We start from the raw sequence: 25136 nt of genomic DNA, 5'->3' as shown, positions 1-25136 counted from the left end.
ACGGATAATCCTTGTTTCCGTCCGTTTTCGGCCGGTTTCCTGGGGGTATTCGGGGTCAAGTCCGCCCGATGGCATAAAATAATTTTTTATGGGCCCCTCTTGCCGCCATGAACGCCCCACTCGCTAGCCACATCTTGAACGGGGCGATGCCGCCCGCAGCACCCGCGCGATTGCGCGAAATCCCCTACAACTACACGTCGTTTTCCGACCGCGAGATTGTCGGCCGGCTGCTGGGCGATGACGCCTGGAGCCTGCTGGGCGACCTGCGCGGCGAACGCCGTACCGGCCGCTCCGCCCGGATGCTGTACGAAGTGCTGGGCGACATCTGGGTCGTGCGCCGCAATCCGTACCTGCAGGACGACCTGCTGGACAATCCCAAGCGCCGCAAGCAGCTCATCGACGCCTTGCACCACCGCCTGGGCGAAATCGACCGCCGCCGCGAACCGGGCACGCCCACCGAAGACGGCCACGATCCGCGTCGCGACGAGAAGGTCGTCGGCCTGCTGGCCCGCGCCCGGTCCGCCATCGCCGCCTTCGAGGGCGAGTTCGACCAGACCACCATGATGCGCAAGCAGGCGCAGAAGGTGCTGGGCCGCATCACGGCGCGCGACAACATCAAGTTCGACGGCCTGTCGCGCGTGTCGCACGTCACGGACGCGACCGACTGGCGCGTGGAATACCCCTTCGTGGTGCTGACGCCGGATTCCGAAGACGAGATCGCCGCGCTGGTCACGGCCTGTATCGAGCTGGGCCTGACCATCGTCCCGCGCGGGGGCGGCACCGGCTATACCGGCGGGGCCATCCCGCTGACGTGGAAGTCGGCCGTCATCAACACTGAAAAATTCGACAAGCTGGGCAAGGTCGAGTCCTGTATTTTGCCCGGGCTCACCGAGCCCGTGGCCGTCATCCATGCCGGCGCCGGCGTGGTGACCAAGCGGGTGTCGGAAGCGGCTGAGGCCGCCGGCTTCGTGTTCGCCGTGGACCCGACCTCGGCCGAAGCGTCCTGTGTGGGCGGCAACATCGCCATGAACGCGGGCGGCAAGAAGGCCGTGCTGTGGGGCACCGCGCTGGACAACCTGGCCTGGTGGCGCATGGTCGACCCGGACGGCAACTGGCTGGAAGTCAGCCGCCTGGAACACAACATGGGCAAGATCCATGATGTGGAGCTGGCCCGCTTCGAGCTCAAGTGGTTCGACGGCAAAGGCAAGCCCGGCGAGCGTCTGCTGAAGACGGAAATGCTGGAAATCAAAGGCCGCGTGTTCCGCAAGGAAGGGCTGGGCAAGGACGTCACGGACAAGTTCCTGGCCGGCCTGCCGGGCATCCAGAAGGAAGGCTGCGACGGCCTGATCACGTCCGCGCGCTGGGTGCTGCACCGCATGCCGCGCCATACGCGCACGGTCTGCATGGAGTTCTTCGGACAGGCGCGTGACGCGATCCCGTCGATCGTCGAGGTCAAGGGCTACCTGGACGGCGAGGGCCGCGCGCGCGGCGCCATCCTGGCCGGGCTGGAGCATCTGGACGAACGCTATCTGCGCGCGGTGGGCTACGCCACCAAGAGCAAGCGCGGCGTGCTGCCCAAGATGGTCCTGATCGGCGACATCGTCGGCGACGACGACGACGCGGTGGCGGCTGCCGCCAGCGAAGTCGTGCGTCTGGCCAACACGCGCCACGGCGAAGGCTTCGTGGCCGTCAGCCCCGAGGCGCGCAAGAAGTTCTGGCTGGATCGCTCGCGCACCGCCGCGATCGCGCGTCATACCAACGCCTTCAAGATCAATGAAGACGTCGTGATCCCGCTGCCCCGCATGGGCGAATACACGGACCACATCGAACGCATCAATATCGAACTGTCCACCCGCAACAAGCTGAAGCTGCTGGGCGCGCTGGACGCGTATCTGTGCACGCCGCTGCCCGTGGGCAAGGCGGACGACGCGGACATCGACGGCACCCGCGCCGAAGTGCTGGCCGAGCGCACGCGCCAGGCGTTGGAACTGCTGGGCGCCACGCGCCAGCGCTGGCAGTGGCTGCTGGACAACCTGGACCTGCCGCTGGCCGAGGCCTTGCCGCAACTGCAAGGGCTGGGCCTGGGCGACGTGCATGCCGCGCTGACCGAGCGCCTGGCCGCGCAGCCCGGCGCCCGCGTGTTCGACATCGTGCAGGACCGCACGATCCGCGTGTCCTGGAAGGTCGAAGTGCTGCCCGGCCTGCAACGCGCGTTTTCGGGCGCCGCCTACAAGAAGATCGTCGACGAGCTGGTCGCCATCCATGGCCGCGTGTTGAAGAGCCGCGTGTTCGTCGCGCTGCACATGCACGCCGGCGACGGCAATGTGCACACCAACATCCCGGTCAACTCGGACGATTACGAGATGCTGCAGGAGGCCCACCAGGCCGTCGACCGCATCATGCAGATCGCCCGCGACCTGGACGGCGTGATCTCGGGCGAACACGGCATCGGCCTGACCAAGTACGAATTCCTGACCGAAGCCGAACTGGCGCCGTTCCAGGACTACAAGCGCCGCGTCGATCCCAACGGCCACTTCAACGCCGGCAAGCTGATGCCGGGTGCCGATCTGCGCCACGCCTGGACGCCCAGCTTCAACCTGATGGGCCACGAGTCGCTGATCATGCAGCAAAGCGACATCGGCGCCATCTCGGACTCCATCAAGGACTGCCTGCGCTGTGGCAAGTGCAAGCCCGTGTGCGCCACGCACGTGCCGCGCGCGAACCTGCTGTATTCGCCGCGCAACAAGATCCTGGCCACGTCCCTGCTGGTGGAGGCCTTCCTGTACGAAGAGCAGACCCGCCGCGGCGTCAGCCTGAAGCACTGGGAAGAATTCGAAGACGTCGCCGACCACTGCACCGTCTGCCACAAGTGCTACAACCCCTGTCCGGTGGATATCGATTTCGGCGACGTGTCGATGAACATGCGCGCCGTGCTGCGACGCATGGGCCGCAAGTCGTTCAACCCGGGCACGGCCAGCGCCATGTTCTTCCTGAACGCCAAGGATCCGGCCACCATCAACGCCACGCGCAAGGCGATGGTGGGCGTGGGCTACAAGGTCCAGCGCGCGGCGCACGACCTGTTTTCGGGCCTGGTGAAGAAGCAGACTGCCAAGCCGCCGGCCACCGTCGGCAAGCCGCCGCTGCGCGAGCAGATCGTGCACTTCGTGAACAAAAAGATGCCGGGCGGGCTGCCCAAGCAGGCCGCGCGCAAGCTGCTGGACATCGAAGACGCGAACTACGTGCCGATCATCCGCGATCCCAAGGGGACAACGGCCGATACGGAAGCGGTGTTCTACTTCCCGGGCTGCGGCTCCGAGCGCCTGTTCTCGCAGGTCGGCCTGGCCACGCAGGCCATGCTGTGGCATGCGGGCGTGCAGACCGTGCTGCCGCCGGGCTACCTGTGCTGCGGCTATCCCCAGCGCGGCAACGGCATGACGGACAAGGCCGAACAGATCATCACCGACAACCGGGTGCTGTTCCACCGGGTCGCCAATACGCTGAACTACCTGGACATCAAGACGGTGGTGGTCAGCTGCGGCACCTGCTATGACCAGCTGTCCGGTTATGAATTCGACAAGATCTTCCCGGGTTGCCGCCTGATCGACATCCACGAGTACCTGCTTGAAAAGGGCATCAAGCTGGAAGGCGCCAAGGGCGTGCGCTACATGTACCACGATCCCTGCCACACGCCGATGAAGCTGCAGGAGCCCATGAAGACGGTGCGCGCCCTGGTGGGCGACGACGCCATCAAGAGCGACCGCTGCTGCGGCGAATCGGGCACCCTGGCGGTCAGCCGGCCGGACATCTCCACGCAGGTCCGCTTCCGCAAGCAGGAAGAGTTGCTGAAGGGCGACGCCGCGCTGCGCAGCGACGGTTTCACGGGTGACGTGAAGGTGCTGACTTCCTGTCCGTCGTGCCTGCAAGGCTTGTCGCGCTATGAAGGCGACACCGGCATGGACGCGGACTACATCGTGGTCGAAATGGCGCGCCACATCCTGGGCGAAGGCTGGATGGAAGACTACGTGAAGCGCGCGAACGCGGGCGGGATCGAGCGGGTGCTGGTGTAAGCCGCGGGTCTCAACGCGACTCGCGCAAAAAAAAACCGCGGCCAAGTGCATCTGGCCGCGGTTTTTTTTACGTCTTGCCGGATCACTCCAGCTTGATGTTCGCCTTCTTGATGACGTCGGCCCAGGCGCTGCGCTCCTGCTCGGCGTAGGCCTTGAAGTCCTGCGCGGACATCGGCATCGGGATCACGCCCATGTCCAGCATCTTCTGCGACACGGCCGGGGTCTTGAGGGTGGCGTCCAGGTCGGCCGACAGCTTCTTGACCACCGCTTCCGGCAGGCTGGCGGGGCCGACCAGGCCTTGCCACGCGTAGGCCGTGAAGTTGGCCACGCCTTGCTCGGCCATCGTCGGCGTGTCGGGCAGCACGGACACGCGCTCGGGCGTGGCGGCCGCCAGGACGCGCAGCTTGCCGGCCTTGACGTTGGGCAGGCCCGAGGCCAGGTCGATGAACATCACGTCCACCTGTCCGCCCAGCAGGTCCTGGATGGCGGGGGCGGCGCCCTTGTAGGGCACGTGCAGCAGGTTGGCGCCCGTGCGCTGCTTGAAGAGCTCCAGCGCCAGGTGATGGGGCGAACCCGCGCCGGCGGAAGCCGCCGTCAGCTTGCCCGGTTCCTTCTTGGCGGCGGCCAGCACGTCGTCGACCGTCTTGTACGGCGAATTGACGTTCACGGCCAGCAGCAGCGGGAACTTGGCGATGCCGCCGATATAGGTGAACTTGGCCGGGTCGTAGGACAGCTTGGCGTACAGCGACGAGTTGAACGCCAAGGTGCCGGAGTCGGCCGTGCCGACCAGGTAGCCGGTGGGTTCGGCTTGCGAGATGGCGGTGGCGCCGATGATGGTGGCGGCGCCAGGGCGGTTTTCAACAACGATGGTCTGGCCCAGGGGCTTTTCCAGGCCGCTGGCGACCGTGCGGGCGACGACGTCGGTGCCGCCGCCGGCCGGGTAGGGCACGATCCAGCGGATCGGCTGCGTGGGCCAGGATTGGGCGGAAGCGGTGGCGGCGGCCAGCGACAGGGCGGCCAGCGCCAATAGGCGCCGTGCGGGGTTCTGCATGGGGTGTCTCCTCGTGCGGGGTCTGTATTGAGCGCGACGCCTGTGGCGGTCGAGTCATGCGCCGTCAGTCTGCGTCGCTATTTTTTGCGACGCTATTATGCCTCGCGCGCCCGTCGAAAAGGGGCCTTGCGGCCCCCCGGTTTTCCCGCACGGCACCACGCCGCCGGCTACTGCGGATCGGGGTAGGTGCGCGCGCCGAAGATCGCCGTGCCGATGCGCACTTCGGTCGATCCTTCCTCGATCGCCAGCTCGAAATCGCCGCTCATCCCCATCGACAGGCGGTCCAGCGAGACCCCTTCGATGTCCTCGGCCCGCAGGTGGTCGCGCAGTTCGCGCAGCGCGCGGAAGCAGGCGCGGACTTCCTCGGGGTACGGGGAATTCACGGCCAGCGTCATCAAACCCTTTACTCGCAGGGTCGGAAATTCCGCGGCGATGCGGCGCAGGAAGGCGGGCACGTCTTCGGCGGCCATGCCGAATTTGCTGGGCTCGGCCGACGTCTTCACCTGCACCAGCACGTCCAGCGTGCGGCCTTCATTCAGCAGCCGGCGGTGCAGGGCTTCGGCCAGGTCGGGCCGATCCAGCGACTGGACCTCGGTCGCGTCGCGGGCGGCATCCTTCGATTTGTTGGTCTGCAGGTGCCCGATCAGCACCCATTCCAGGCCCTGGCCGGCCAGGGCGGCGGCCTTCTGGCGGATCTCCTGGGTCTTGTTCTCGCCGAATCGGGTCAGGCCCAGCGCCATGGCTTCGCGGATCGCGTCCACGTCGAACGTCTTGCTGACGGGCAGCAGGACGACGCTGTCGGGCGCGCGCCCGGCGCGCGCGCAGGCCTGGGCGATGCGTTGCTGGATCTGGGCAAGGCGCCCGGCCATGGTGTCTACGACGGTCATGCAGCTCTCTTGCAGGAACAGGATGTCCCATAGTGTAGGACTGCGCAGGATCGTTTCGCCACACTGGCCGCTTTCGCCGTTGACCCTGCGTAATCGGCAGGCTTAGAATTTACAGGGATTTGTTTATATTTCAATGTTCTATGCCGCCTATGCCGCCCCTCGGGCGACACGGTCTCCCACCTTTCCAGTTCCCCCGCCATGTCCAGCGCTGCGCCAGAATACGCCTTTGCCACGCCTTTCCTGAATCCCCCCGCTTCCCCCATCCGATCGCTCATGCCCTACGCCATGCGGCCGGGCACGATTTCGCTGGCGGGCGGCTATCCCGCGCAAGAGCTTTTCGATGTGGACGGCCTGTCGATCGCGTCGACCCAGGTGCTGGCCCGTCTGGGCGCCTGCCTGCAGTATTCCAATATCGACGGGCAGGCCAGCCTGCGCAACGAACTGGCGCGACTGTCCGCCGCGCGAGGCCTGCAGTGCAACGCTGACACCGAATTGATGGTGACGGGCGGATCGCAGCAGGCGCTGGCCCTGCTGACCCGCGTGATGCTGCAACCCGGCGACCACGCCATCATCGAATCGCCCGCCTTCCCGAATTCCGTCCAGGCGCTGCGCTACACGGGCGCCACGGTGCACACCGTGCCCTCGGGCCCCGACGGCATCGATGTGGACGCGCTGGATGAACTGGCCGCCCGTATCAAGCCGAAGATGGTCTGCGTGGTCGCGTCGTTCTCCAACCCTTGCGGCGCGACCCTGACGCGCCAGCGCCGCCTGCGGTTGCTGGAGTTGGCGGTGAAGCACCGCTTCCTGATCGTCGAAGACGACCCCTACAGCGAACTGCGTTTTGCCGGCGAAGCCGTGCCGCCCATCGCGGCCCTGGCCGAAGGCGAAGCGCGCCACTGGGCCGTGTATCTGGCCAGCATGTCCAAGACGATGGCGCCCGCGTTGCGCATCGGCTGGCTGGTCGCCCCGCCCGAGATCCGCCGCCGCTGCGTCGGCGCGAAGGCGGCCGACGACATGGCCTCTTCCGCCTGGATCCAGGAAGTGGTCGCGCAATACCTGGCCAACGGCCGCTACGAAGAGCATGTGCCGCGCATCCGCGCCGCGTACGGCCTGCGCTGCGACGCGATGGCCGATTCGCTGGCCCGTGAACTCAACGGCCGCATCCGCTTCAGCAAGCCCGAAGGCGGCATGTTCTTCTGGGCGCGCCTGACGGGCGACGTCGACGCCACCCGCCTGTTGCCGTACGCCATCGAGCACGAAGTGGTCTACGTGCCCGGCAAGGCGTTCTACGCCAATGCGGACCAGGCCGACCTGTTCGCCATGCGCATGTCGTTCGCCACCATGAACGAAAGCCAGATCGCCGAGGGCATGGTCCGGCTGGGCCGCGCGCTGGAGGCCTGCGAAGCCAACGAGCCCGTGTCGATCTCGCTGGCGGCCTGATATACCTAAATAAGCGCTTGTTATTTGGCGCGGGCGCTTCATGTCTATAAGCTTCTTGCCTCGGCGCGTTCCCGCGCCCGGCAAAACAGGAATCCAGGTCATGAACATTGCAAAAGGGTTGGCGGGCGCGGCGCTCTTGATGGCGGCGGCGCAAGGCGCGCAGGCGGCGACACTGGACGTCGTGCGTCAGCGCGGCGCAGTGGCTTGCGGCACGACCACGGGCTTCGCGGGTTTCTCGGCGCCCGATGCGCAAGGAAAATGGCAAGGGCTGGACGTGGACCTGTGCCGCGCGATCGCCGCGGCCGTCTTCGGCGACGCCGACAAGATCAAGGTGGTGCCGTTGAATTCGCAGCAGCGCTTCACTGCGCTGCAATCCGGCGAAGTCGACGTGCTGACGCGCAACACCACCGTGACGCAGCAGCGCGATACCGCTTTAGGCATCATCCACGCCGGCATCAACTTCTACGACGGCCAGGGTTTCCTGGTGCCGAAGTCGCTGGGCGTGAAGAGCGCCAAAGAGATCAACGGCGCCACGATCTGCCTGCAGACCGGCACGTCCAACGAGAACACGCTGGCCGACTGGGCGCGCGCCAACAACGTGACGTACAAGCCGGTGGTGATCGAGACGTTCAACGAAGTGGTCAACGCGTTCGCCGCAGGCCGCTGCGACGTCTTTTCCACGGACGCGTCCGGCCTGGCTTCGATCCGGATCTCGAAGCTGCAGAATCCAGACGATTACGTCGTGCTGCCCGAGATCATCTCCAAAGAGCCGCTGGGCCCCTTCGTGCGCCAGGGCGACGATGCCTGGCTGAACATCGTGCGCTGGTCGCTGTCGGCGATGATCGAAGCAGAAGAATACGGCGTGACGTCCAAGAACGTGGACGAGCAGGCCAAGGGCGCCAACCCCAACATCAAGCGCATCCTGGGCGTCACGCCCGGTGGCGGCGCGAACCTGGGGCTGGACGAGAAGTGGGCCTACAACATCGTCAAGCAGGTGGGCAACTACGGTGAGAGCTTCGAGCGCAACGTAGGGCAGGGCAGCCCGCTGAAGATCAAGCGCGGTCTGAATGCGCAGTGGACGCAAGGCGGTTTGATGTATGCGTTGCCGATCCGTTGATCGACCGACGCGCCTGACGAAAAAAGTCCTGGAATTGAACTGACCCCCGAAAGTTGGACATGGATCCAACCTTCGGGGCTTTTTTTTGCCTATCCGCGCCGGTACACCTGCGCAATCTTTACGAAGGCGCTGCGCAATTCGCGCGTGCCTCCCTGGAGGATCACCGGCCGTCCCCGGTGGGTGAACACCACCAGCCGTTTCGAGAACAGCATGGGCACGAAGCGCGCGTAGCGCACGTCTTCCCAGGCGACTTCGCGGCGCGTGAACCAGGTCTGGCGCAGGCCGCGTTCATCGATGGTGGTGATCGACGTCTGCATGTGCCAGGACACGAACAGCAGGCCCACGAAGCACAGCACCACCACGACCGCCAGCAGGGTATCGAACGGCTGCGCGGGCGCGCGGATGGCCGTCGTCACCACCTGCACGCCCAGTATGGCCAGGATTACCCAGGCCAGGATGCGCACCCAGTCGGGCCATGCCTGGCCCGACAGCGGCAGCGGGCCGATCTCGCGCAGCAGCGCCGCGCGGTCTTCCGCGTCGGGGGCGGTGCCAGGCGTGGTCATGCGGCCCGTTTGGCGGCGATGGCGTTGCCTGCCCGGCTGGAACCCTTGCGGTTCAGGTGGGCCGACATCCATTGGCCGATGTCGACTACGGCGTCGAAGTCCACGCCGGTGTCGATGTCCAGGCCGCGCAGCATGTACAGCACGTCTTCGGTCGCGACGTTGCCGGTGGCGCCCTTGGCGTAGGGGCAGCCGCCCAGGCCGGCGACCGACGTGTGGAAGATTGAGATGCCGGTTTCCAGCGCGGCCAGGATGTTGGCCAGCGCCTGGCCGTAGGTGTCATGGAAGTGGCCGGACACGCGGGCGGGATCGACCACGCGCGTGACCGCCGCCATCACGTCGCGCACGCGCTGCGGCGTGCCCACGCCGATGGTGTCGGCCACGTCGATCTCGTCGACCTGCATCGCCAGGTAGCGCTGGGCCACGTCGACGACCGACTCCACCGGGACGTCGCCCTGATAGGGGCAGCCCAGCGCGCAGCTGATGCTGCCGCGCACGCGGATGCCGGCTTCGCGCGCGGCCTGGACGACAGGCTCGAAGCGGGCGATGGACTCGGCGATGGAACAGTTGATGTTCTTTTGGGAGAACGCTTCGCTGGCGGCGCCGAAGATCACGATCTCGTCCGCGCCGGCGGCCAGCGCGCCTTCAAAACCCTTCATGTTCGGCGTCAGCACCGAATAGATCGTGCCGGGGCGGCGTTCGATGCGCGCCATCACGTCGGCGCCGTCGGCCATCTGCGGCACCCACTTGGGCGACACGAACGAGGCGGCTTCCACATTGGGGAAGCCCGCCGCGGCCAGGCGGTTGACCAGTTCCACCTTGACGTCGGTGGGCACGAATTCCTTTTCATTCTGCAGACCGTCGCGAGGCGACACCTCGACGATCTTCACGCGGGAGGGCAAAGCCATGTCTCTTCCTGGTTCGGTATTGGGTGACGCGGCGCGCAAGTCTGCGGCGCTTGCGCCAATATTAGCGCCATCGCGCGGCACCCCGCTTGCGCCGGGGCGGGGAATGCGGCCCTACTTCAGGCGCTGGTAACGGCCGTCATCCAGGCGGGCGACGCGGCCCTGCAATTCCAGTTCGACCAGTTGCGCTTGCAGGTCGCCGGTGTCCAGCGTCAGGCGCGCCTGCAGGGTGTCCAGGTGCAGCGGGTCGAAGCCCAGCGCGTCCAGCACGGGATGGTCGGGCAACGGAGCTTCGGGTCGGGGCGTGCCGCGTGCGGCAGGGATCGGGCCGGCGCCCAGTTCGTCCGTGATGTCGGCCGCGGTTTCCACCAATTTCGCGCCCTGGCGGATCAGCGCATGGCAACCGCGCGACAACGGCGAATGGATGGAACCGGGGATGGCGAAGACCTCGCGTCCGCTTTCGCCGGCCAGCCGCGCCGTAATGAGCGAGCCGCTTTGCCTGGCCGCTTCGACCACCAGCACGCCGCGCGCCAGGCCGGCCACGATGCGGTTGCGTTTGGGGAAGTGCGGGGGCAGGGCGCCCGTGCCCAGCGGAAACTCGGAGACCAGCGCGCCCTGCGCGGCGATGCGGTGCGCCAGATCGCGGTGGCGGGCGGGGTAGATGCGGTCGATGCCGGTGCCCATGACGGCGACCGTGCCCGCGCCGTCCGGGCCGGCGTCCAGCGCGCCTTCATGCGCCGCCGCGTCGATGCCCAGCGCCAGGCCACTGACGACGCGCCAGCCGTGCGCGGCCAGATGACGGGCGAAGGCGCGGGCGTTTTCCTGGCCGCCGGGCGTGGCGTTGCGCGCGCCCACGACGGCCAGCGACGGTCCCTGCAGATACGCCGGGTCGCCGGCCACATACAGCAGGATGGGCGGATCGGCGATGGTCAGCAGGCTTTGCGGATAGGTGGGGTCGGCCAGCGTCAGGATGTGCCGGCCGGGGGCGCTGACCCATTCCAGCGCGCTCTCCACCTGGGCCGCCATGTCTTCAGGCATGGGCGCGGCCAGTTGCCGCGCCAGCCCCTCGGGAACATGGCGGATCAGCGCCGTGGCCCGCTGCGCGTAGATCTGCTCGGGCAGGCCGAGCGCGCCCAGCAGCATGCAGGCGGTGGCGGAACCGATATTGGGTTCCAGGGACAGCCGCAGCCAGGCGGCCAGTTCGTCGGAAGAATGCGTAAGCGGCATGGAGCAGGCGCGTAAGGCGTCAAGAGGTGCATGAGTGTCGCATGCGGGGCCGGGCCGTCCGCCCAAGCGGGACAGAACTGCCACGCCGGGTGTGCGGAGCCAGCTCAAATAAATGGGGACGCAGCAATGCCCGCAATGCTCGACTTAGCTGAAAACTATTAGAAATCAAGACTCTAATGAATTAAACTCTTAGCTAAGCATCAATCACTGGCGATACCCCTTCAATGGCTTTACTTCCTATCCTTCGCTATCCGGACCCGCGCTTGCACAAAAAGGCCAAGCCGGTAGCCGAAGTCGACGACCGCATCCGTCAACTGGTGCGCGACATGGCCGAGACCATGTATGACGCGCCGGGTGTCGGCTTGGCCGCGACCCAGGTCGACGTGCACGAGCGCGTCGTCGTGATCGACGTGTCCGAGGACAGCAATGAACTGCTGACCCTGATCAATCCCGAGATCACCTGGCGCAGCGACGACCACAAGATCTACGAAGAAGGCTGTCTGTCCGTGCCCGGCGTCTACGACGAGGTCGAACGCGCCTCGCGCATCCGCTGCAAGGCGCTGGACATCGACGGCAAGCCGTTCGAATTCGAAGCCGACGGCCTGCTGGCCGTGTGCGTGCAGCACGAGCTTGACCACCTGGAAGGCAAGGTCTTCGTCGAATACCTGTCCAACCTGAAGCAGAACCGCATCAAGACCAAGCTGAAGAAGGCCGAGCGCGAAGCGCTGCGCGACTAATTCCCGATTTCCCCTTTCTGGTCTTTCCCCCATGCGCCTAGTCTTTGCCGGCACGCCGGAGTTCGCCCGTATCGCCTTCGACGCCTTGCGGGCCGCGGGCCACGACATCGCCCTCGTCATGACGCAGCCCGACCGCCCCGCCGGGCGGGGGCTGAAGCTCTCGCCCAGCCCGGTCAAGCAGGCCGCGCTGGATGCGGGCATCCCGGTCGCCCAGCCGCGCAGCCTGCGCCTGGACGGCCGCTATCCCGACGAAGCCGCCGAGGCCCGCGCGCTGCTTGAACGGGTGGCGCCCGACGTCATGGTGGTGGCGGCCTACGGCCTGATCCTGCCGCAATGGGTGCTGGACTTGCCGCGCCTGGGTTGCCTGAACATCCACGCCAGCCTGCTGCCGCGCTGGCGTGGCGCGGCGCCCATCCAGCGCGCCATCGAAGCCGGCGATTCGCAGACGGGCGTGACGATCATGCAGATGGATCAGGGCCTGGATACCGGGGACATGCTGTTGGAACGCGTGGTGCCGATCACGGGTGAGACCAACGCGGCGCAATTGCACGACGCGTTGGCGCTGGCGGGCGGCGAGGCCATTGTCGAAGCCCTGGCGGCGTTGGCCCAAGGCGGCCTGACGCCCGTGAAGCAGCCGGAAGCCGGTGTGACCTACGCGGCCAAGCTGGACAAGGCCGAAGCGGCGTTGGACTGCACCCGGGCGGCTGAACTGCTGGAGCGCCGCGTGCGCGCCTTCAATCCCGTGCCCGGCGCCAGCATCCGCCTGCCCGGCTTGCCCGACCCGGTGAAGGTCTGGCGCGCGCAGGCGCTGGCGTCGTCGACGCCGGCCGAACCCGGCAGCGTGCTGCGCGCCGACGCGTCGGGAATCGATATCGCCACGGGCCACGGCGTGCTGCGCCTGCTTGAATTGCAGAAAGCCGGCGGCAAGCGCCAGCCGGTGGATGTGTTCGTGCGCGGCTGGCAGCCGGCTTGAGCCCTTACGGCTGACGGCCGGCCAGCAAGTCCAGGTAGGCGCCGCGCAGCAGCTGCGTGGGCGCCACGCCCAGGCCCTGCATCAAGGTGCGGGCTTCCTCCATGCCGGCTTCGGCGCTTTCGCCGTCGCGCAGTACCACTTCCAGCTCCAGGAATTCCCCCAGCCCTTCGACCCGGTCCAGATGGATGCGGGTGCGTCCGGCCATGAACACCGTGCGTTGCTTTTTCACGCGGCCGATCGCGCCGTAGGCGTGCGTGAGCGCGTCGCGCAGGGTGCCGGGCGAATCAGTCGGCGAGATGACGTAGAAGCTTTCCTTCGGCCCCGTATCGTCGGCGCGCTGATAGAAGATCAGTTCACCCTTGCCGTCGGCGAACACACGCAGTTTCAGCCGGCCGTGGGTGCAGGTGAAGAAGGTATCGTCCTGCGAGAAGGACTCGGGCTCCTGCCCGGATAGTGCGGCGGCCAGGGGTTCGATGGCGGCCAGGCTGTCGACCTGCGCCTTGATTTCCACGTTGCGGGCCATGCGGGGCGTCCTTCGGTCGGGATCAGTACAGGGTGCCGGCCACGCGTGCGGGCAGGTCGCGGTCGTAGGTGGCGCCGTCGAACGTGCCGGCGGTCAGGTCAGACAGGATGCGGCCGACGCTGGGCAGCGTGCTGCGTTCCACCTGCGTCGCCGGGTCCCACAGGCGCGAGCGCAAGAGCGCGCGCGAGCACTGGAAGTACACCGTCAGCACGTCCACGATCAGCACGGAGCGCGGCAGCTTGCCGTCCATTTCGAAGCGCGCCAGCAGCGCGGGTTCCACGCTGATGCGCGCCGTGCCGTTCACGCGCAGGGTCTCGCCCACGCCCGGCACCAGGAACAGCAGCGCCACGCGGGGATCGTCCAGGATGTTCAGCAGGCTGTCGATGCGGTTGTTGCCGCGGCGGTCGGGCAGCAGCAGCGTCTTTTCATCTTCGACCACGACGAAGCCGGCGGGGTCGCCGCGTGGCGAGGCGTCCAGCCGGCCCGGGCCCGAGGTGGCCAGCACCGCGAACGGCGCGGCTTCGATGAACGCGCGATAGTGCGGATGCACGTGATCCACTTCCTTCTTCAGCGAAGCTTCTCCGGGCGAGCCATACAGCGCCTGCAAGGCGGCGGCGTCGGTGATGAGATGGGCGGGATCGGTGTGCATGGCGGAGTCCGGGTTCAGTCCAGGATGGCGGGCAAATCGGCGACGGAGAGGAAAATCTCGTTGGGGCCGCGTTCGCGCAGGGCGTCTACATGGTTATAACCCCAGGCGACGGAAGCCACATGCACGCCTGCCTTGCGGGCGGCGTCGATGTCGCGCATTTCATCGCCCACCAGCAGGAAACGCTCGGGGGCGACCTCGTGCCGGCGCATCAGGCGGTCGATCTTGGCGGCCTTGCCGAACAGGTCGGTGCCGCATTCGTAGTCGTCGAACAGCGCGGCGGCGTCCGGGCCCAGCACGCGCTGCACGTTTTCGATGGAGTTCGAGCTGATCACGGCCAGCCGCAGCCCGCCCGCCTTCAAGCGCGCGAGCACCTCGGGGATGCCGTCGAACAGATGCACGCTGGGATCGATGTCCTGCATCAAGGTGCGCACGTGCGACATGATCGCCGGCAGCTTCCACAGCGGGATCCCCAGGTACTTCAGGATGTCCGAGGCTTCGCGGTGGCGCAGGTTTTCGCGTTCCGACAAGTCGATCTTGCGGAAGCCGTACTTGTCGGCCACGGTGTTCAGGATGGAGTTGAACCAGGGCATGGTGTCCGCCAGGGTTCCGTCAAAATCAAAAGCTGCGATGTCGTATTTCAAGTAGGGATCCAGTAGACGGCCAAGAGAGGGCTACAGGCCGTTGGGGTGAAGCAGGTAGTGGACGACGGGCGCCAGGGCTTCAAGCGGCGGCGCGCTGGCCACCACGCGGGCGGCGTTCGTCCAGGGATAGTCCAGCGCCAGCAGCCAGCCGAAGACGGCGGCCATGTCGCCCGGGGGCAGCGTCACCATGGTTTCGATCGTGATGGTCAGGTCCGTGGCGCGGTAGGGGTCGGCCTGGAACTTCCAGTCGTAGCGGCCGCAGCCCACGCGCACGTTGCCGGTGGCCTTCTCGGTCATGGCCACGATCCAGTCGCATTGGTAGTCGGGCAGACAGGCGCCCGCCGCCGGCCGCGACAGGTAGAACGTGTAGACGTTGTCGTAGGTCTGGCCGAACTTGCGCACCAGCGTGTCGGCGATCGCCGCCAGGCCATGCGATTCGGGCGGGAAGGCGATGGCCTGCGTGCGCAGCGCCATTTTCAGCACGGCGTCGTCCGCGAAGGCGCGCGCCATGTAGTGCGGGCGATTCTCGTCCTTGGCGTGGAAATAGTCGCGCAGTACGGACTCGGTGCAGGAAGGGGACAACGAATCGAGGATCATTGCGTAAGCTTCCGTGTCGTCATGAAAGGGCGGCTTCAGGCCTTGATGGGTTCGAACCACTTCGAGACGTTGGGCGCCTCGTAAATGGCGTAGCGGTCCAGCAGCACGGCGGGGTCTTCTTCCACCACCAGCATGTCGCGGTGCTGGGGGCGGATGAACGATTCGTCGACGGCATGGTCCACGAACTGCACTAGCGCGTCGTAGTATCCCGCGATGTTCAGCAGGCCGCAGGGCTTCTGGTGCATGTTCAACTGCGCCCAGGTCCAGACTTCGAAGAACTCCTCCAGCGTGCCGGCGCCGCCGGGCAACGCGATGAATCCGTCGGCCTTCTCGATCATCATGGCCTTGCGCTCGTGCATATTCTGCACCAGATGCAGTTCGGTCAGGCCGCGGTGCGCCTGTTCCTTCTTTTGCAGCAGTTCGGGAATCACGCCGATCACACGGCCGCCGCCGGCCAGCACTTCATTGGCAATGACACCCATGATGCCGACCACCGATCCGCCATACACCAGGCCCAGGTCCCGCTTGACCAGTTCGCGCGCCAGCACGCGGGCCTGCTCGATGTAGTCCGGACGCGAGCCCGGATTCGAGCCGCAATACACGCAAATGTTCTTCAGAGTCATAGAAAGTCGGAGATTGCCTGTCCCGTTACAGATTGCGTCACGGGCTTTTCGGGAAGCCGATAGTTTACGCAAGGTTTGGCGAGGGGTTCCCGCAGCCCGGGCCGCATGGCTAATCGGGGGCAGGAGCAATGTTTGGACACAGCAAGATCGCGCATGATCGGTAGACTGGGTTGTTCGGTACGACTGGAAATCCAGCGTCGTCGTGCTTTCACTAACCCGAGGAGCTAACGATATGGAACACGCAACCCAAAACGCCCAGAAGGCAAACCGTCCTTTCGACATGGACGTGAAGGCCATCCGTGCCAAGGCGCGCCAGGACATTGAATCGGGGGCGGTCACGGACAGCTACCGCGCGGACCGGCAGACGGTGTTGAAGCTGCTGAATGAAGCGTTGGCCACCGAGATCGTCTGTGTGCTGCGCTATAAGCGCCACTTCTTCATGGCCCGCGGCCTGAATGCCGAACCGGTGGCGGCGGAGTTCGCCGAACACGCCATGCAAGAGCAAGAGCACGCGGACCGCCTGGCCGAACGCATCGTGCAATTGGGGGGCGAACCGAACTTGTCGCCCAAGGGCCTGCTGGAGCGCAGTCATTCGGAATACGTCGAAGGCGCCACGCTGGAAGAGATGATCAAGGAAAACCTGATCGCCGAGCGCATCGCCATCGACAGCTACCGGCAGATGATCGACTACCTTGGCGAACAGGACTCCACCACGCGTCGCATGCTGGAAGAGATCCTGGCGGTGGAAGAGGAGCACGCCGACGACATGTCGGACCTTCTGGTCAAGCCGTAAGCAAGACGGCATAAAAAAGCCCGGCCTCGCAAGGCCGGGCTTTTTCGTCGCGGCGGCGGTCAACGCGCCGCCCGCGTCGATCAGAGGGCGTCGCCCCACAGGTCGTACTCGTCCGAATCGGTGACGCGCACGCGCACGATATCGCCCGCCTTCAGCGGCTTGTCCGAACTGACGTAGACACAGCCGTCGATCTCGGGCGCGTCGGCGCTGCTGCGGCCCACGGCGCCGTCTTCGTCCACTTCGTCGATCAGCACGTCGATTTCGCGGCCGACCTTGCGGGCCAGGCGCGCGGTCGAGATGCCCTGCTGCAATTCCATGAAACGTTCCCAACGGTCTTGCTTCACGTCGTCGGGCACGGGATTGTCCAGCAGGTTCGCGGGCGCGCCTTCCACCGGCGAATACTGGAAACAGCCCACGCGGTCCAGCTGCGCTTCCTGCATCCAGTCCAGCAAGTACTGGAAGTCTTCTTCGGTTTCGCCGGGGAAGCCGACGATGAACGTCGAACGGATGGTCAGGTCGGGGCAGATCTCGCGCCAGCGCTTGATGCGCGCCAGGGTCTTGTCTTCGAACGCCGGGCGCTTCATGGCCTTCAGGATGCGCGGGCTGGCGTGCTGGAACGGGATGTCCAGGTACGGCAGGATCTTGCCTTCCGCCATCAGCGGGATCACTTCGTCCACATGCGGGTACGGGTACACGTAGTGCAGGCGCGTCCAGACGCCCATTTCGGACAAGGCCACGCAGAGCTCGGTCATGCGGGTCTTGACGGGCCGGCCGTTCCAGAAGCCGCTGCGGTATTTCACGTCCACGCCGTAGGCGCTGGTGTCTTGCGAGATCACCAGCATTTCCTTCACGCCGGCCTTGACCAGGCGCTCGGCTTCGCTCAGCACGTCGCCCACCGGGCGGCTGACCAGGTCGCCGCGCATCGACGGGATGATGCAGAAGCTGCAGCGGTGATTGCAGCCTTCCGAGATCTTCAGGTAAGCGTAGTGGCGCGGCGTGAGCTTGACGCCCTGCGGGGGCACCAGGTCCAGATAGGGGTTGTGGTCCTTCTTGGGCGGGGCGGCGTCATGCACGGCGCGCACCACCTCTTCATATTGCTGGGGGCCGGTCACCGACAGCACGCTGGGGTGCACTTGGCGGATCACCGATTCCTCGACGCCCATGCAGCCCGTGACGATGACTTTGCCGTTCTCGGCCAGCGCTTCGCCAATGGCTTCCAGCGATTCCGCCTTGGCGCTGTCGATGAAGCCACAGGTGTTGACGACGACGACGTCCGCGTCGTTGTATTCGGGCGTGACTTCGTACCCTTCGGTGCGCAGTTGCGTCAGGATGCGTTCGGAGTCGACCAGGGCTTTGGGACATCCAAGGCTAACGAATCCCACGCGCGGAGTATGGTCTTTAGAGTCTGTTGATTTAGAAGAGCTTTTCATGATGGTTCCGGACGTGGCCTTGGTGGGGCGAGGAAAGTGCCCAAGGAGACAAAGCCGGCGTTGATTTTAGCGTGTCGTGGAATTCGGACGTCAGGTTGGTGCCCGTATGCAGGCATCTAAGGGGCGCAATGCCTATGACGAAGAGACTGCGGTGACTTTCGAGGTGCGCGAGAACGCGATAGCTGAACTGCTGGTACAGCAGCTTTCTCAAGGACCTTTGTCATGCAATAAAGGTCGGCAATTGCCCAGAATCACTAGGTGCTTGGTCCAGTACCGGTCAGTTGGCTGCATTGCCAAATGCTTACGTTGCAGATTTGGAGCAAAATTCGTCGAATGCTGTGCGCTGGCGCGCATCTTGGATCACGCGGTCAATTTGGAGTTCTCCGGCGGCGACTCGATAGAGTAATTCCACCGTCCTAGTATTGGGTTCCAAGCCGGCCAGTCGTTGGTTAGCAATGACGTTATTGATCGTGCGCAGGCGCTCGTTCCGGCCAAATGTATTGGGCATAGAGGATCTCCGCAAGGGTGCGCGCCATTTCAGGGTTAGAGGCGTGTCCTAATCCAAACTCGCTACGCGGAGGTAAACGGCCTCACGGGCGGCTACGCACGCTGCTGGGCTTGCCACAAATCATAGTTGGCCTGCATGGCGGCCCATGCCTCGGCGGTGCCTGCTCCGACCTGCTCCAGTCGAACCGCGAGATCTGGGCTGATATTGGCTTTGCCATTGAGCACTCGGGACAATATAGTCAGCGGCAAAGCTAATCGATTAGCTGCTTCAGTCACCGACAACCCTAGGTGTGCAAAAACGTCTTCTCGAAGGATTTCGCCCGGATGCGGCGGGTTGTGCATCATATTGGTTCCTGGGGGATACTGGCGCTACCATCTCCCGTTTGAAACATTTTGAGGATTAGTGTCGCAGTTCTATGCCATCCACGAATTTTCATGAGATCAGCACTGTGAGGCTCGCCAGTTTCAGAGAAAGCGGGGCGGTTCACTTTAAGGTGACGGCTAATCATCGCGCATCATCTTTTCGTGCACGTAATTGTGATATCCACAAAGTCCGCCATTAAACTGGTCTTCCTGTCGCAGTGCCTCTCCGCAAACGTCGCATTCCGCATAATCGAGCTCTGCTCGACACCATAAGCATTGTTGCTCGCCAATAACGAAAGTGTCGCGCTGGCATTCATTGCAGGTCTCGACACCAGGTTCCCCACCGTCGCGAGGATCATAGTCATGCGCGTCCTCGAGGTTCTTTATCATCAACGGCCCGATCAGATCGGATTGGCCGCAGGCGACGCAGACATACCTGAACGTTTCATCGTAGCTTTCAACACTTATACCTTCTTCGATATCTTCTGCATGAGGACGTAGCAATGACGAGCTACAAGCCTCACATTGGCATTTCTCAAGCCAGGGCTGCATCAGATCTGGCACGCCGGCCTGATTCCAGGCATCAACGCACTCCGCTCTGGTATCCATGAAGAATTTATGATGCTCAAGCATGATCGGCCATGCCGCGCCCAAGAGCTCTGCAGGCTGCTCATTCATCTGCGTCTGAACAAAATCACGCAATATCGGAAAAAGCTCGGCAACGAAATCTGCAACCTCGCCAAGCGTATTTGCTGGGTGCAAATGTTCGAGGTGATTGCGGCATTCCTGCAGCTTTTCTATCGTGGTCCAATCCATTTCGATGTCGAAACCTTCGAATCGCTTTTTTATCGTGGCCACGTCAATAGTCGTACGTTTGAACTTCCCAACGGGCTGCCATTCAACGCCGCCATTGCCATCGGCCTGGGGTAAGACCTCAGGTGGGTTAAAAATGAGGGTTGCAGCATCCTCTGGATCATCGACTGATGTCGCAATCTTGTATTTAAATAGAAGTAGAACTCCCGCAAACAAATTGCGTATGGCTGATAGGGCACGAGCAGGATCGCCATTTTGTTCAGGCGAAAGGCGGCCTCGCTGGAAGTCCTCAATTCCAAGGCGAATTGACGTCAGCGCGTTTTCCTTCAACTTTTCAGCGTCCAATGCTGGCATAGCCATTTCACATGATCCTGTGTTAAGTCCGCGCAGGAGGGGGCTTCCTAGTTTAAGCCTGGTACTATTTTAAATTACCGCTTCGAGCCGGCGCCGATCAAGGGGCCGCAACATACGAGACAGATGTATGGCGCTAATCGCTGACCTGGAGTTTCTGAATGACCCGGCCGTCAATTTCTGCAAGCTGATGGTCGAGGCTTTGTAGATGACTTTTTAAGCGCGTTTTATCTTCGCTTGTGAAAAGGATCACCTGTTGGCCAAACTTGGCCGATTGAGCGACGCGCTTCAGCAACTCAAGGAAGCTGACATCGTGCGTGGACTGCTGCCTTGGCTCGTCGAAGACAAGCAAGCCGGGGTGATGCGTGGACGCAGTGCGGGCCACTTCCAACATGCCGTACTGGTAGGCCCAGATGGTGCGGATGAGATCGCTCGCAGAGATCGTCGTTTGCATCTCGAAGCCCTCAATTTCAGGGCGATAGGTTAAGGGGGAGAGAGTGACTTCTGTGATCGGAAAGCTCCTGAAATCGTAGTCCTGCAACTGTTTCTGAATCGAGACTCCCCAACTTTCCAACTTGCGATGGTCAGTCGGAGAGAGGTCGTCTTTTGGGAGATTCCCAATTTCTGTTTGTACGGTCTGCCACTCCTCAGACAACGATGCAAACGTCGCCGAGGCGCGTAGAAAAGCGCTGTAGAAGTGAGCATCTTGTTTCAGGTCGCGTTCGAGCTCGACACGTTCATAGACTGCCGCAATGGAAGGGCTGTTGCCACTGGATGTGAGTGTCCGCCGAAGGTACTGAATGCGCTCGCGCGCGTTTGCTATATCTGCACGTGCCGCGTGCACTTGCTGCTGACGCGCTGCGACGACACGTTTGCTTTGCTCTAGCACGCCCGTGAACGTGCGATTTTGTTCTTGCAAAAACTCAATATTCTCATCTAGGGACATCACTATCTGGTGCGGTGCAAGCGGCACCAGCGCGTCGAGCACGGATTGATGACACACCGGGCATGAGCCCTGGTCGAGCTCGGATCCCTGACGGGAACCCAGTTGTCTGAGCGTCCGGGAATCCTTGTTTTGCTGGATGTCCTCTTTGATCGCGGTGAGACGCTGTTGAACGCGGGCAACTTCTTGTTCTTCAGCGGCTAACGCATCGATCAGCCTAGACAGGACGGCTTGCTGATTCGCCACGAACGTTTCGAGCTCTGCGAGCTCCTGCCGCACAGTCTCCGAGTCGGACGATGATTCTGGAATACTCTGTGCTTCCAAGACGGCCTTCTTCTCGGTGCGTTGTCTTATACGTTCCGAAAGGCTGATCCAGTGCTTTGACTGGGGCACATTGATCGTCGGAGGGACCGTCGGCGGCCACTGGGTCAACGGTTCGGCCGGGAGGGCGTTGACGATCCCACCAGCGGCCGAGGCAAGTTCTTTAAGCTGCCGAACCTGAGCCGACCATCGTGCCTCGAGTTGAGCTCTACGCATTTGCAGAATCTGCCGGTCTAGCGCAATCTTGTGGGCATCCAGACCCATTAGAAATTCGACTGCTCGCTTGTGAACATCGCGGATGCGGAATTGGCTAGGGACCGGCGGCTGAATGCTCGACCAGCCTCGAGTCTGCTCGGTCATCACAAATGGGAGTATGCACTGAAGGTACAGTGGGACTTCATTTCCTTCATAGTTCTGGACTATAGGCAATTCCCAACCAAGGAACTGGGCGAGATACCAATGAAATCCGACGGTGCGCACAGCCCCTCCCGAACGGTTCACGAAATAGTCGCGGGAGTTATAGTCGGCTGGTTGGGTTAACGCAGGACCTTCGTGCACGGTAATGAGATTTTTATCCCGCGTTCCTTTTACCGTGCGTTGAACGGTAATGCGCTTGCCTGAGTCATTCTCAATTTCGAGCCATATCTCGGACTCAAGCACCGCATGCGAATGTCGACCTCCATCGAGCTTTGTCGTCATAGCCGGTGTCAACGGGAGCTCTTGCTGCGAGGTGGTGAGCATTGCCTCCATGCCAAGCACGACCAATATGGCGCGTGCGCACGTAGACTTTCCCATTGAATTGTCTGCCCAGACAACAACTAGGCCGTCGGAAAAATTCAATGTCGTCCCGTATGGGCCGTCCGTGGTACTAATGTTGATCTTTAGCTGTCGAAGGCGCATGCCTCTATTTCCTGATTCCGAAGATGTTTTCCACCAGCGTCTCCGACGCTTTCTGCTTTATGGCGCCGATCAACCGTTTTTCATTTATATAGACGTCGGGCGTGTTTAAGACGTCTGCCGCGAACGCTCTCCCCTGTTGAGTAAGTTCAATTCGCGAGCCGTCTACACGCTGGACGAGATTCTCGCCGAGGGCAAAGTCGATCGCACGGTTGAATGCGGGGTCAAAACGAACGACCAGCGCGTCAGGGCGGAGCTGCTGTGATATCAGCGCCATAAGGTTCTCGTGGTTTTCTTCGGAGCGCATCGCCCAGTTCAATACATGCAGCCTAGTGAGGCTGGAGCGTTGCTGCCGACAACACTGTGCGAGCAACAGCATTAGCAGCCCAATGCGCCACGTGGGCCGTAAGTCGCCGGGAAGTGCAATAGGACGTCGGCCGAAAACGAACTCGACATTTAGCTCGGAGATGTCGAAGACATTCTCGATGTCATGTTCAGTCATGGGCCGGACTCGGGAAGTCGAGCGGGCAACGCATCAACCAATCAGCCACCGCTTCAGTAGCAAGATGTTGAGCGCTGAAAGTATGGAGTTCGCCTGCTTCTGCTTGGAGGTCATTTTTGAAGTCCGCGACCACCTCATTTAAGCGTGCATTTGCGGCGATTCCATCGAGACAACTCAATGCGAGAAACTCTTCGCGATGGGATTTGGTTGCAATAACCTTCTCGTACACATCAGGATATTTTCTCAGTTGCTCCAGTAGCTCTTGTCCCATCAAATACCATTTCAGAATGCGGCCGACGAATGCATCGAGTTGTGCTTCATTCTTGATCATGGGTAGCCGTGCGAGCTTTGTCTTGAGGACGTCGACCAACTTGTCGTTGGAAGTGCTCCAGGCATCGACTTCCTCTTCTGTGATTGGCGATTGATTGAACCTCAAGCCCTGTGGTGCCGTGCTCAGTAACTGTTCGCGCGCCACGGAATAACTTGACTCCTGTACCACCATTACACGAAAAGTCGTGTCGACATAGGGCAAAGCAGCACTAAGAATCTCTTTTGTCTTCTTGGCGGCGTGTGCAACGATTTCCTTGCTGTCAAATAATGGGACGAACAGGATCCAGCGTTTGATTTTCAGTGAAGGCCGAAATAGACGTTGGAGTACGTTTTTGTTCTGGATGAACTTCGTCAAATCCTCGGTCATCTTGTCGCGCTGCTTGTCGTAGCGCTCCTGTACGCTAATTGGCTCGTCGCACCCGTAGCACTGAAAGGCTAGGCTGTTGGCAATGCAGAAGCCCTCGATGCCTGCATCTCCGCGATCTTTAGATGGGACTCTTTGATATTCCGTCGGCCCGTAGTGGTGTGATAACAGACGATTCGCCCATTCTTCCCAGTCGGTACCTACGAGGCGCGCTACCGATGCAGTCATTTCACCCCCATTTTTCCACCTCTATGGGCTCGCTAGCCAGCTGGCTATAGGCATTTCCTATGCTTCGCAGTTCAATAGTGGTGGGCTGTTACAACGCCTTACTATACCTGAGGTCGTCGTGAGTGTGCGTGAGGGACATTGCAGAGCAATCGAATCGCGGGAGCCGGAATATTCGTACAGGTCAAAACTAGAGTTAAGGTTGCTTCTCAGCGCCCCAAACGGGGCGAGGAGAAGCCATGAAACGGTCGAGATTTATCGAAGAGCAGATCACCTTTGCGCTGCGATTGGCCGATAGTGGTACGCCGTTGGTCGACCTATGTCGGCAGCTGGCGTGTCGGAGGCGTCTTTCTACACGTGGAAGAAGAAATACGCCGATTTCGGGGTGAGTGAGCTGCGTAAGCTCAAGCAGCTTGAGGAGCAGCGTGCAGCGCGCTTGCGCACTGGCGCTGCTGCAACGGTCGACCTGGTACGCCAAGAGTCATGCGCGAAACCAAAGCGCGCTGCGCCAGCGCATTCGCGCGTGAGTGAGCGAATGGATGCTTCTGAGATCTAGGCAGGGCCTACGTTTTCCAACTCACCGACTGCAACCGCTTTTGCCCAACATAATGAGGCCGATTCGTCAGATTCAGAATAAGCCCGACCGCCGCCGTCGTGAACTGACCTCGGGTATCAACGTGAACGTCGCCATAGCTTTTTGCTGAAAGCTGGAGTTGTGCGCACAGGCTCACGATCCGTTCTGTCTTGAATGACACCTTGATTTGATGTGCGAACTCGTTACGCACCTTTCGAATCAGCTCGCACTCTCGATACTCAACCTCCGACAAGAGGCCCAGGGCGAACGCCGACGCGATGCGCGCAGAGAAGGTACCAAGCGGAGCATTGAAGCCGTCGAGCAAAGCCTTGCTCCCTTTGTTCGGAATCAGGAACGATTCGATGATCCGCCCCAGCAACTCATCGAGCATCGCTGCAGCCGCAAGAGCCGTTCCGCGCTCAGTCTCTTTGTTGAACTCGGCCAGGAAATCCATGAAACCGTTCAGGTGCGGATGGGTCTCAGAGAACGGCTTTCGAAGTTCTCCGATCACCGCCTTGCTCGCAAACCTCCCGGCCTTCATGTCCTCGACTGATCGCAGCAGCACGGCCTGGAATTCCTTCTGCTCTTCGTCCATGGCATTCCAAGATTTGATAGTTGCGGTCGAACCAGCGGTCTGGTCAATATTTGAAATATTAGGCTCGAAGATCATCGCGAGGCTCAAGCCCCAAACTTATGATCGATTGTCCGTAGGTGCATGCCTGTGGG

Annotated in this window: 25 protein-coding genes; 7 read left to right on the top strand and 18 right to left on the bottom strand. The window is 62.7% G+C overall.

Going from position 1 to position 25136, the window contains the following annotated elements; all coding sequences use genetic code 11:
* Positions 1-107 precede the first annotated feature (107 nt).
* Positions 108-4067 carry an FAD/FMN-binding oxidoreductase gene (locus tag A9973_RS00725; RefSeq protein ID WP_183011875.1) on the top strand — a complete coding sequence of 1320 codons (3960 nt, stop codon included), beginning with the start codon at positions 108-110 and terminating at the stop codon, positions 4065-4067.
* A gap of 82 nt (positions 4068-4149) precedes the next feature.
* Here the strand turns inward: A9973_RS00725 and A9973_RS00720 are convergent, their stop codons facing one another.
* Positions 4150-5118: a tripartite tricarboxylate transporter substrate binding protein gene (locus A9973_RS00720; RefSeq protein WP_183011874.1), complete on the bottom strand. Its 969-nt coding sequence runs from the start codon at positions 5116-5118 to the stop codon at positions 4150-4152.
* Between the two features lie 167 nt (positions 5119-5285).
* Complete coding sequence (locus tag A9973_RS00715) at positions 5286-6005, bottom strand: YggS family pyridoxal phosphate-dependent enzyme (RefSeq protein WP_183011873.1); 720 nt, start codon at positions 6003-6005, stop codon at positions 5286-5288.
* Between the two features lie 198 nt (positions 6006-6203).
* On the opposite strand from A9973_RS00715, the gene A9973_RS00710 reads away from it, so the two are divergent.
* Both A9973_RS00710 and A9973_RS00705 read left to right on the top strand, forming a co-directional pair.
* The gene (locus A9973_RS00710) at positions 6204-7445 is read left to right on the top strand and encodes a PLP-dependent aminotransferase family protein (protein ID WP_183011872.1); all 1242 of its coding nucleotides are present in this window, start codon (positions 6204-6206) and stop codon (positions 7443-7445) included.
* Between the two features lie 100 nt (positions 7446-7545).
* Entirely contained in the window at positions 7546-8562 is a 1017-nt protein-coding gene (locus tag A9973_RS00705) for an amino acid ABC transporter substrate-binding protein (RefSeq protein ID WP_183011871.1), read from the top strand.
* Between the two features lie 89 nt (positions 8563-8651).
* On the opposite strand, the gene A9973_RS00700 is transcribed toward A9973_RS00705, so the two are convergent.
* From A9973_RS00700 to dprA, 3 genes are all read right to left on the bottom strand, one after another.
* Positions 8652-9125: a hypothetical protein gene (locus A9973_RS00700; protein ID WP_183011870.1), complete on the bottom strand. Its 474-nt coding sequence runs from the start codon at positions 9123-9125 to the stop codon at positions 8652-8654.
* Positions 9122-10030 (bottom strand): hydroxymethylglutaryl-CoA lyase, encoded by a 909-nt coding sequence (locus A9973_RS00695; protein ID WP_183011869.1) that lies wholly within the window; start codon positions 10028-10030, stop codon positions 9122-9124. The genes A9973_RS00700 and A9973_RS00695 overlap by 4 nt, the downstream gene beginning before the upstream one ends.
* A gap of 111 nt (positions 10031-10141) precedes the next feature.
* Positions 10142-11254 carry a DNA-processing protein DprA gene (dprA, locus tag A9973_RS00690; RefSeq protein WP_183011868.1) on the bottom strand — a complete coding sequence of 371 codons (1113 nt, stop codon included), beginning with the start codon at positions 11252-11254 and terminating at the stop codon, positions 10142-10144.
* A gap of 224 nt (positions 11255-11478) precedes the next feature.
* Between dprA and def the strand changes: the two genes are divergently transcribed.
* Both def and fmt read left to right on the top strand, forming a co-directional pair.
* Positions 11479-11991 carry a peptide deformylase gene (gene def, locus A9973_RS00685; RefSeq protein ID WP_183011867.1) on the top strand — a complete coding sequence of 171 codons (513 nt, stop codon included), beginning with the start codon at positions 11479-11481 and terminating at the stop codon, positions 11989-11991.
* Between the two features lie 31 nt (positions 11992-12022).
* On the top strand, positions 12023-12964 hold the full coding sequence (gene fmt, locus A9973_RS00680) for a methionyl-tRNA formyltransferase (protein ID WP_183011866.1): 942 nt from the start codon (positions 12023-12025) through the stop codon (positions 12962-12964).
* Positions 12965-12968: 4 nt separating this feature from the next.
* Here the strand turns inward: fmt and A9973_RS00675 are convergent, their stop codons facing one another.
* From A9973_RS00675 to A9973_RS00655, 5 genes are read right to left on the bottom strand one after another with little or no spacing between them, the layout of a single operon-like run.
* Positions 12969-13487 (bottom strand): class IV adenylate cyclase, encoded by a 519-nt coding sequence (locus A9973_RS00675; RefSeq protein WP_183011865.1) that lies wholly within the window; start codon positions 13485-13487, stop codon positions 12969-12971.
* A gap of 22 nt (positions 13488-13509) precedes the next feature.
* On the bottom strand, positions 13510-14136 hold the full coding sequence (locus A9973_RS00670; protein WP_183011864.1) for a pyridoxamine 5'-phosphate oxidase family protein: 627 nt from the start codon (positions 14134-14136) through the stop codon (positions 13510-13512).
* Between the two features lie 14 nt (positions 14137-14150).
* Positions 14151-14777, bottom strand: coding sequence for an HAD hydrolase-like protein (locus A9973_RS00665; protein ID WP_183011863.1), 627 nt, complete (start codon positions 14775-14777; stop codon positions 14151-14153).
* Positions 14778-14807: 30 nt separating this feature from the next.
* Entirely contained in the window at positions 14808-15374 is a 567-nt protein-coding gene (locus tag A9973_RS00660; protein WP_183011862.1) for a hypothetical protein, read from the bottom strand.
* 35 nt (positions 15375-15409) lie between these two features.
* A complete protein-coding gene (locus A9973_RS00655; RefSeq protein WP_183011861.1) occupies positions 15410-15997 on the bottom strand; it encodes a TIGR00730 family Rossman fold protein in 588 nt (195 codons plus the stop codon).
* 232 nt (positions 15998-16229) lie between these two features.
* On the opposite strand from A9973_RS00655, the gene A9973_RS00650 reads away from it, so the two are divergent.
* Positions 16230-16790, top strand: a complete 561-nt coding sequence (locus tag A9973_RS00650; protein WP_183011860.1) for a bacterioferritin — start codon at positions 16230-16232, stop codon at positions 16788-16790.
* Between the two features lie 80 nt (positions 16791-16870).
* On the opposite strand, the gene rimO is transcribed toward A9973_RS00650, so the two are convergent.
* The 7 genes from rimO to A9973_RS00615 form a co-directional block, all read right to left on the bottom strand.
* A complete protein-coding gene (rimO, locus tag A9973_RS00645; RefSeq protein WP_183011859.1) occupies positions 16871-18220 on the bottom strand; it encodes a 30S ribosomal protein S12 methylthiotransferase RimO in 1350 nt (449 codons plus the stop codon).
* A gap of 301 nt (positions 18221-18521) precedes the next feature.
* A complete protein-coding gene (locus A9973_RS00640) occupies positions 18522-18728 on the bottom strand; it encodes an antitoxin VbhA family protein (protein WP_183011858.1) in 207 nt (68 codons plus the stop codon).
* A 92-nt stretch (positions 18729-18820) separates the two neighbouring features.
* Positions 18821-19072 carry a HigA family addiction module antitoxin gene (locus tag A9973_RS00635; protein ID WP_183011857.1) on the bottom strand — a complete coding sequence of 84 codons (252 nt, stop codon included), beginning with the start codon at positions 19070-19072 and terminating at the stop codon, positions 18821-18823.
* A 156-nt stretch (positions 19073-19228) separates the two neighbouring features.
* Positions 19229-20263 (bottom strand): hypothetical protein, encoded by a 1035-nt coding sequence (locus A9973_RS00630; RefSeq protein WP_183011856.1) that lies wholly within the window; start codon positions 20261-20263, stop codon positions 19229-19231.
* Positions 20264-20390: 127 nt separating this feature from the next.
* A complete protein-coding gene (locus A9973_RS00625; RefSeq protein WP_183011855.1) occupies positions 20391-22259 on the bottom strand; it encodes a hypothetical protein in 1869 nt (622 codons plus the stop codon).
* 163 nt (positions 22260-22422) lie between these two features.
* Positions 22423-22917: a hypothetical protein gene (locus A9973_RS00620; protein WP_183011854.1), complete on the bottom strand. Its 495-nt coding sequence runs from the start codon at positions 22915-22917 to the stop codon at positions 22423-22425.
* Positions 22910-23839 carry a hypothetical protein gene (locus A9973_RS00615; protein ID WP_183011853.1) on the bottom strand — a complete coding sequence of 310 codons (930 nt, stop codon included), beginning with the start codon at positions 23837-23839 and terminating at the stop codon, positions 22910-22912. The genes A9973_RS00620 and A9973_RS00615 overlap by 8 nt, the downstream gene beginning before the upstream one ends.
* A 316-nt stretch (positions 23840-24155) precedes the next feature.
* Here A9973_RS00615 and A9973_RS31325 point away from each other — a divergent pair, with 316 nt between their 5' ends.
* A complete protein-coding gene (locus A9973_RS31325; protein ID WP_370539420.1) occupies positions 24156-24392 on the top strand; it encodes a transposase in 237 nt (78 codons plus the stop codon).
* 7 nt (positions 24393-24399) lie between these two features.
* Here the strand turns inward: A9973_RS31325 and A9973_RS00610 are convergent, their stop codons facing one another.
* Positions 24400-25092 (bottom strand): transcriptional regulator, encoded by a 693-nt coding sequence (locus A9973_RS00610; RefSeq protein ID WP_255468972.1) that lies wholly within the window; start codon positions 25090-25092, stop codon positions 24400-24402.
* Positions 25093-25136 lie beyond the last annotated feature (44 nt).

The organism is Achromobacter sp. UMC46, assembly GCF_014170335.1.
Classification (GTDB): Bacteria; Pseudomonadota; Gammaproteobacteria; order Burkholderiales; family Burkholderiaceae_B; genus Achromobacter.
This window is presented reverse-complemented; position numbering and strand designations above follow the sequence as displayed.

Bases quoted from the DNA above. Each gene is read 5' to 3' on its own strand.
- A9973_RS00615 (WP_183011853.1), bottom strand. From the start codon at position 23,839: ATGACTGCATCGGTAGCGCGCCTCGTAGGTACCGACTGGGAAGAATGG.
- A9973_RS00675 (WP_183011865.1), bottom strand. From the start codon at position 13,487: ATGGCCCGCAACGTGGAAATCAAGGCGCAGGTCGACAGCCTGGCCGCC.
- A9973_RS00635 (WP_183011857.1), bottom strand. From the start codon at position 19,072: ATGATGCACAACCCGCCGCATCCGGGCGAAATCCTTCGAGAAGACGTT.
- A9973_RS31325 (WP_370539420.1), top strand. From the start codon at position 24,156: ATGTCGGCAGCTGGCGTGTCGGAGGCGTCTTTCTACACGTGGAAGAAG.
- A9973_RS00705 (WP_183011871.1), top strand. From the start codon at position 7,546: ATGAACATTGCAAAAGGGTTGGCGGGCGCGGCGCTCTTGATGGCGGCG.
- A9973_RS00720 (WP_183011874.1), bottom strand. From the start codon at position 5,118: ATGCAGAACCCCGCACGGCGCCTATTGGCGCTGGCCGCCCTGTCGCTG.
- fmt (WP_183011866.1), top strand. From the start codon at position 12,023: ATGCGCCTAGTCTTTGCCGGCACGCCGGAGTTCGCCCGTATCGCCTTC.
- A9973_RS00655 (WP_183011861.1), bottom strand. From the start codon at position 15,997: ATGACTCTGAAGAACATTTGCGTGTATTGCGGCTCGAATCCGGGCTCG.
- dprA (WP_183011868.1), bottom strand. From the start codon at position 11,254: ATGCCGCTTACGCATTCTTCCGACGAACTGGCCGCCTGGCTGCGGCTG.
- A9973_RS00695 (WP_183011869.1), bottom strand. From the start codon at position 10,030: ATGGCTTTGCCCTCCCGCGTGAAGATCGTCGAGGTGTCGCCTCGCGAC.
- A9973_RS00715 (WP_183011873.1), bottom strand. From the start codon at position 6,005: ATGACCGTCGTAGACACCATGGCCGGGCGCCTTGCCCAGATCCAGCAA.
- def (WP_183011867.1), top strand. From the start codon at position 11,479: ATGGCTTTACTTCCTATCCTTCGCTATCCGGACCCGCGCTTGCACAAA.
- rimO (WP_183011859.1), bottom strand. From the start codon at position 18,220: ATGAAAAGCTCTTCTAAATCAACAGACTCTAAAGACCATACTCCGCGC.
- A9973_RS00700 (WP_183011870.1), bottom strand. From the start codon at position 9,125: ATGACCACGCCTGGCACCGCCCCCGACGCGGAAGACCGCGCGGCGCTG.
- A9973_RS00625 (WP_183011855.1), bottom strand. From the start codon at position 22,259: ATGCTCACCACCTCGCAGCAAGAGCTCCCGTTGACACCGGCTATGACG.
- A9973_RS00725 (WP_183011875.1), top strand. From the start codon at position 108: ATGAACGCCCCACTCGCTAGCCACATCTTGAACGGGGCGATGCCGCCC.
- A9973_RS00670 (WP_183011864.1), bottom strand. From the start codon at position 14,136: ATGCACACCGATCCCGCCCATCTCATCACCGACGCCGCCGCCTTGCAG.
- A9973_RS00620 (WP_183011854.1), bottom strand. From the start codon at position 22,917: ATGACTGAACATGACATCGAGAATGTCTTCGACATCTCCGAGCTAAAT.
- A9973_RS00640 (WP_183011858.1), bottom strand. From the start codon at position 18,728: ATGCCCAATACATTTGGCCGGAACGAGCGCCTGCGCACGATCAATAAC.
- A9973_RS00660 (WP_183011862.1), bottom strand. From the start codon at position 15,374: ATGATCCTCGATTCGTTGTCCCCTTCCTGCACCGAGTCCGTACTGCGC.
- A9973_RS00650 (WP_183011860.1), top strand. From the start codon at position 16,230: ATGGAACACGCAACCCAAAACGCCCAGAAGGCAAACCGTCCTTTCGAC.
- A9973_RS00630 (WP_183011856.1), bottom strand. From the start codon at position 20,263: ATGGCTATGCCAGCATTGGACGCTGAAAAGTTGAAGGAAAACGCGCTG.
- A9973_RS00710 (WP_183011872.1), top strand. From the start codon at position 6,204: ATGTCCAGCGCTGCGCCAGAATACGCCTTTGCCACGCCTTTCCTGAAT.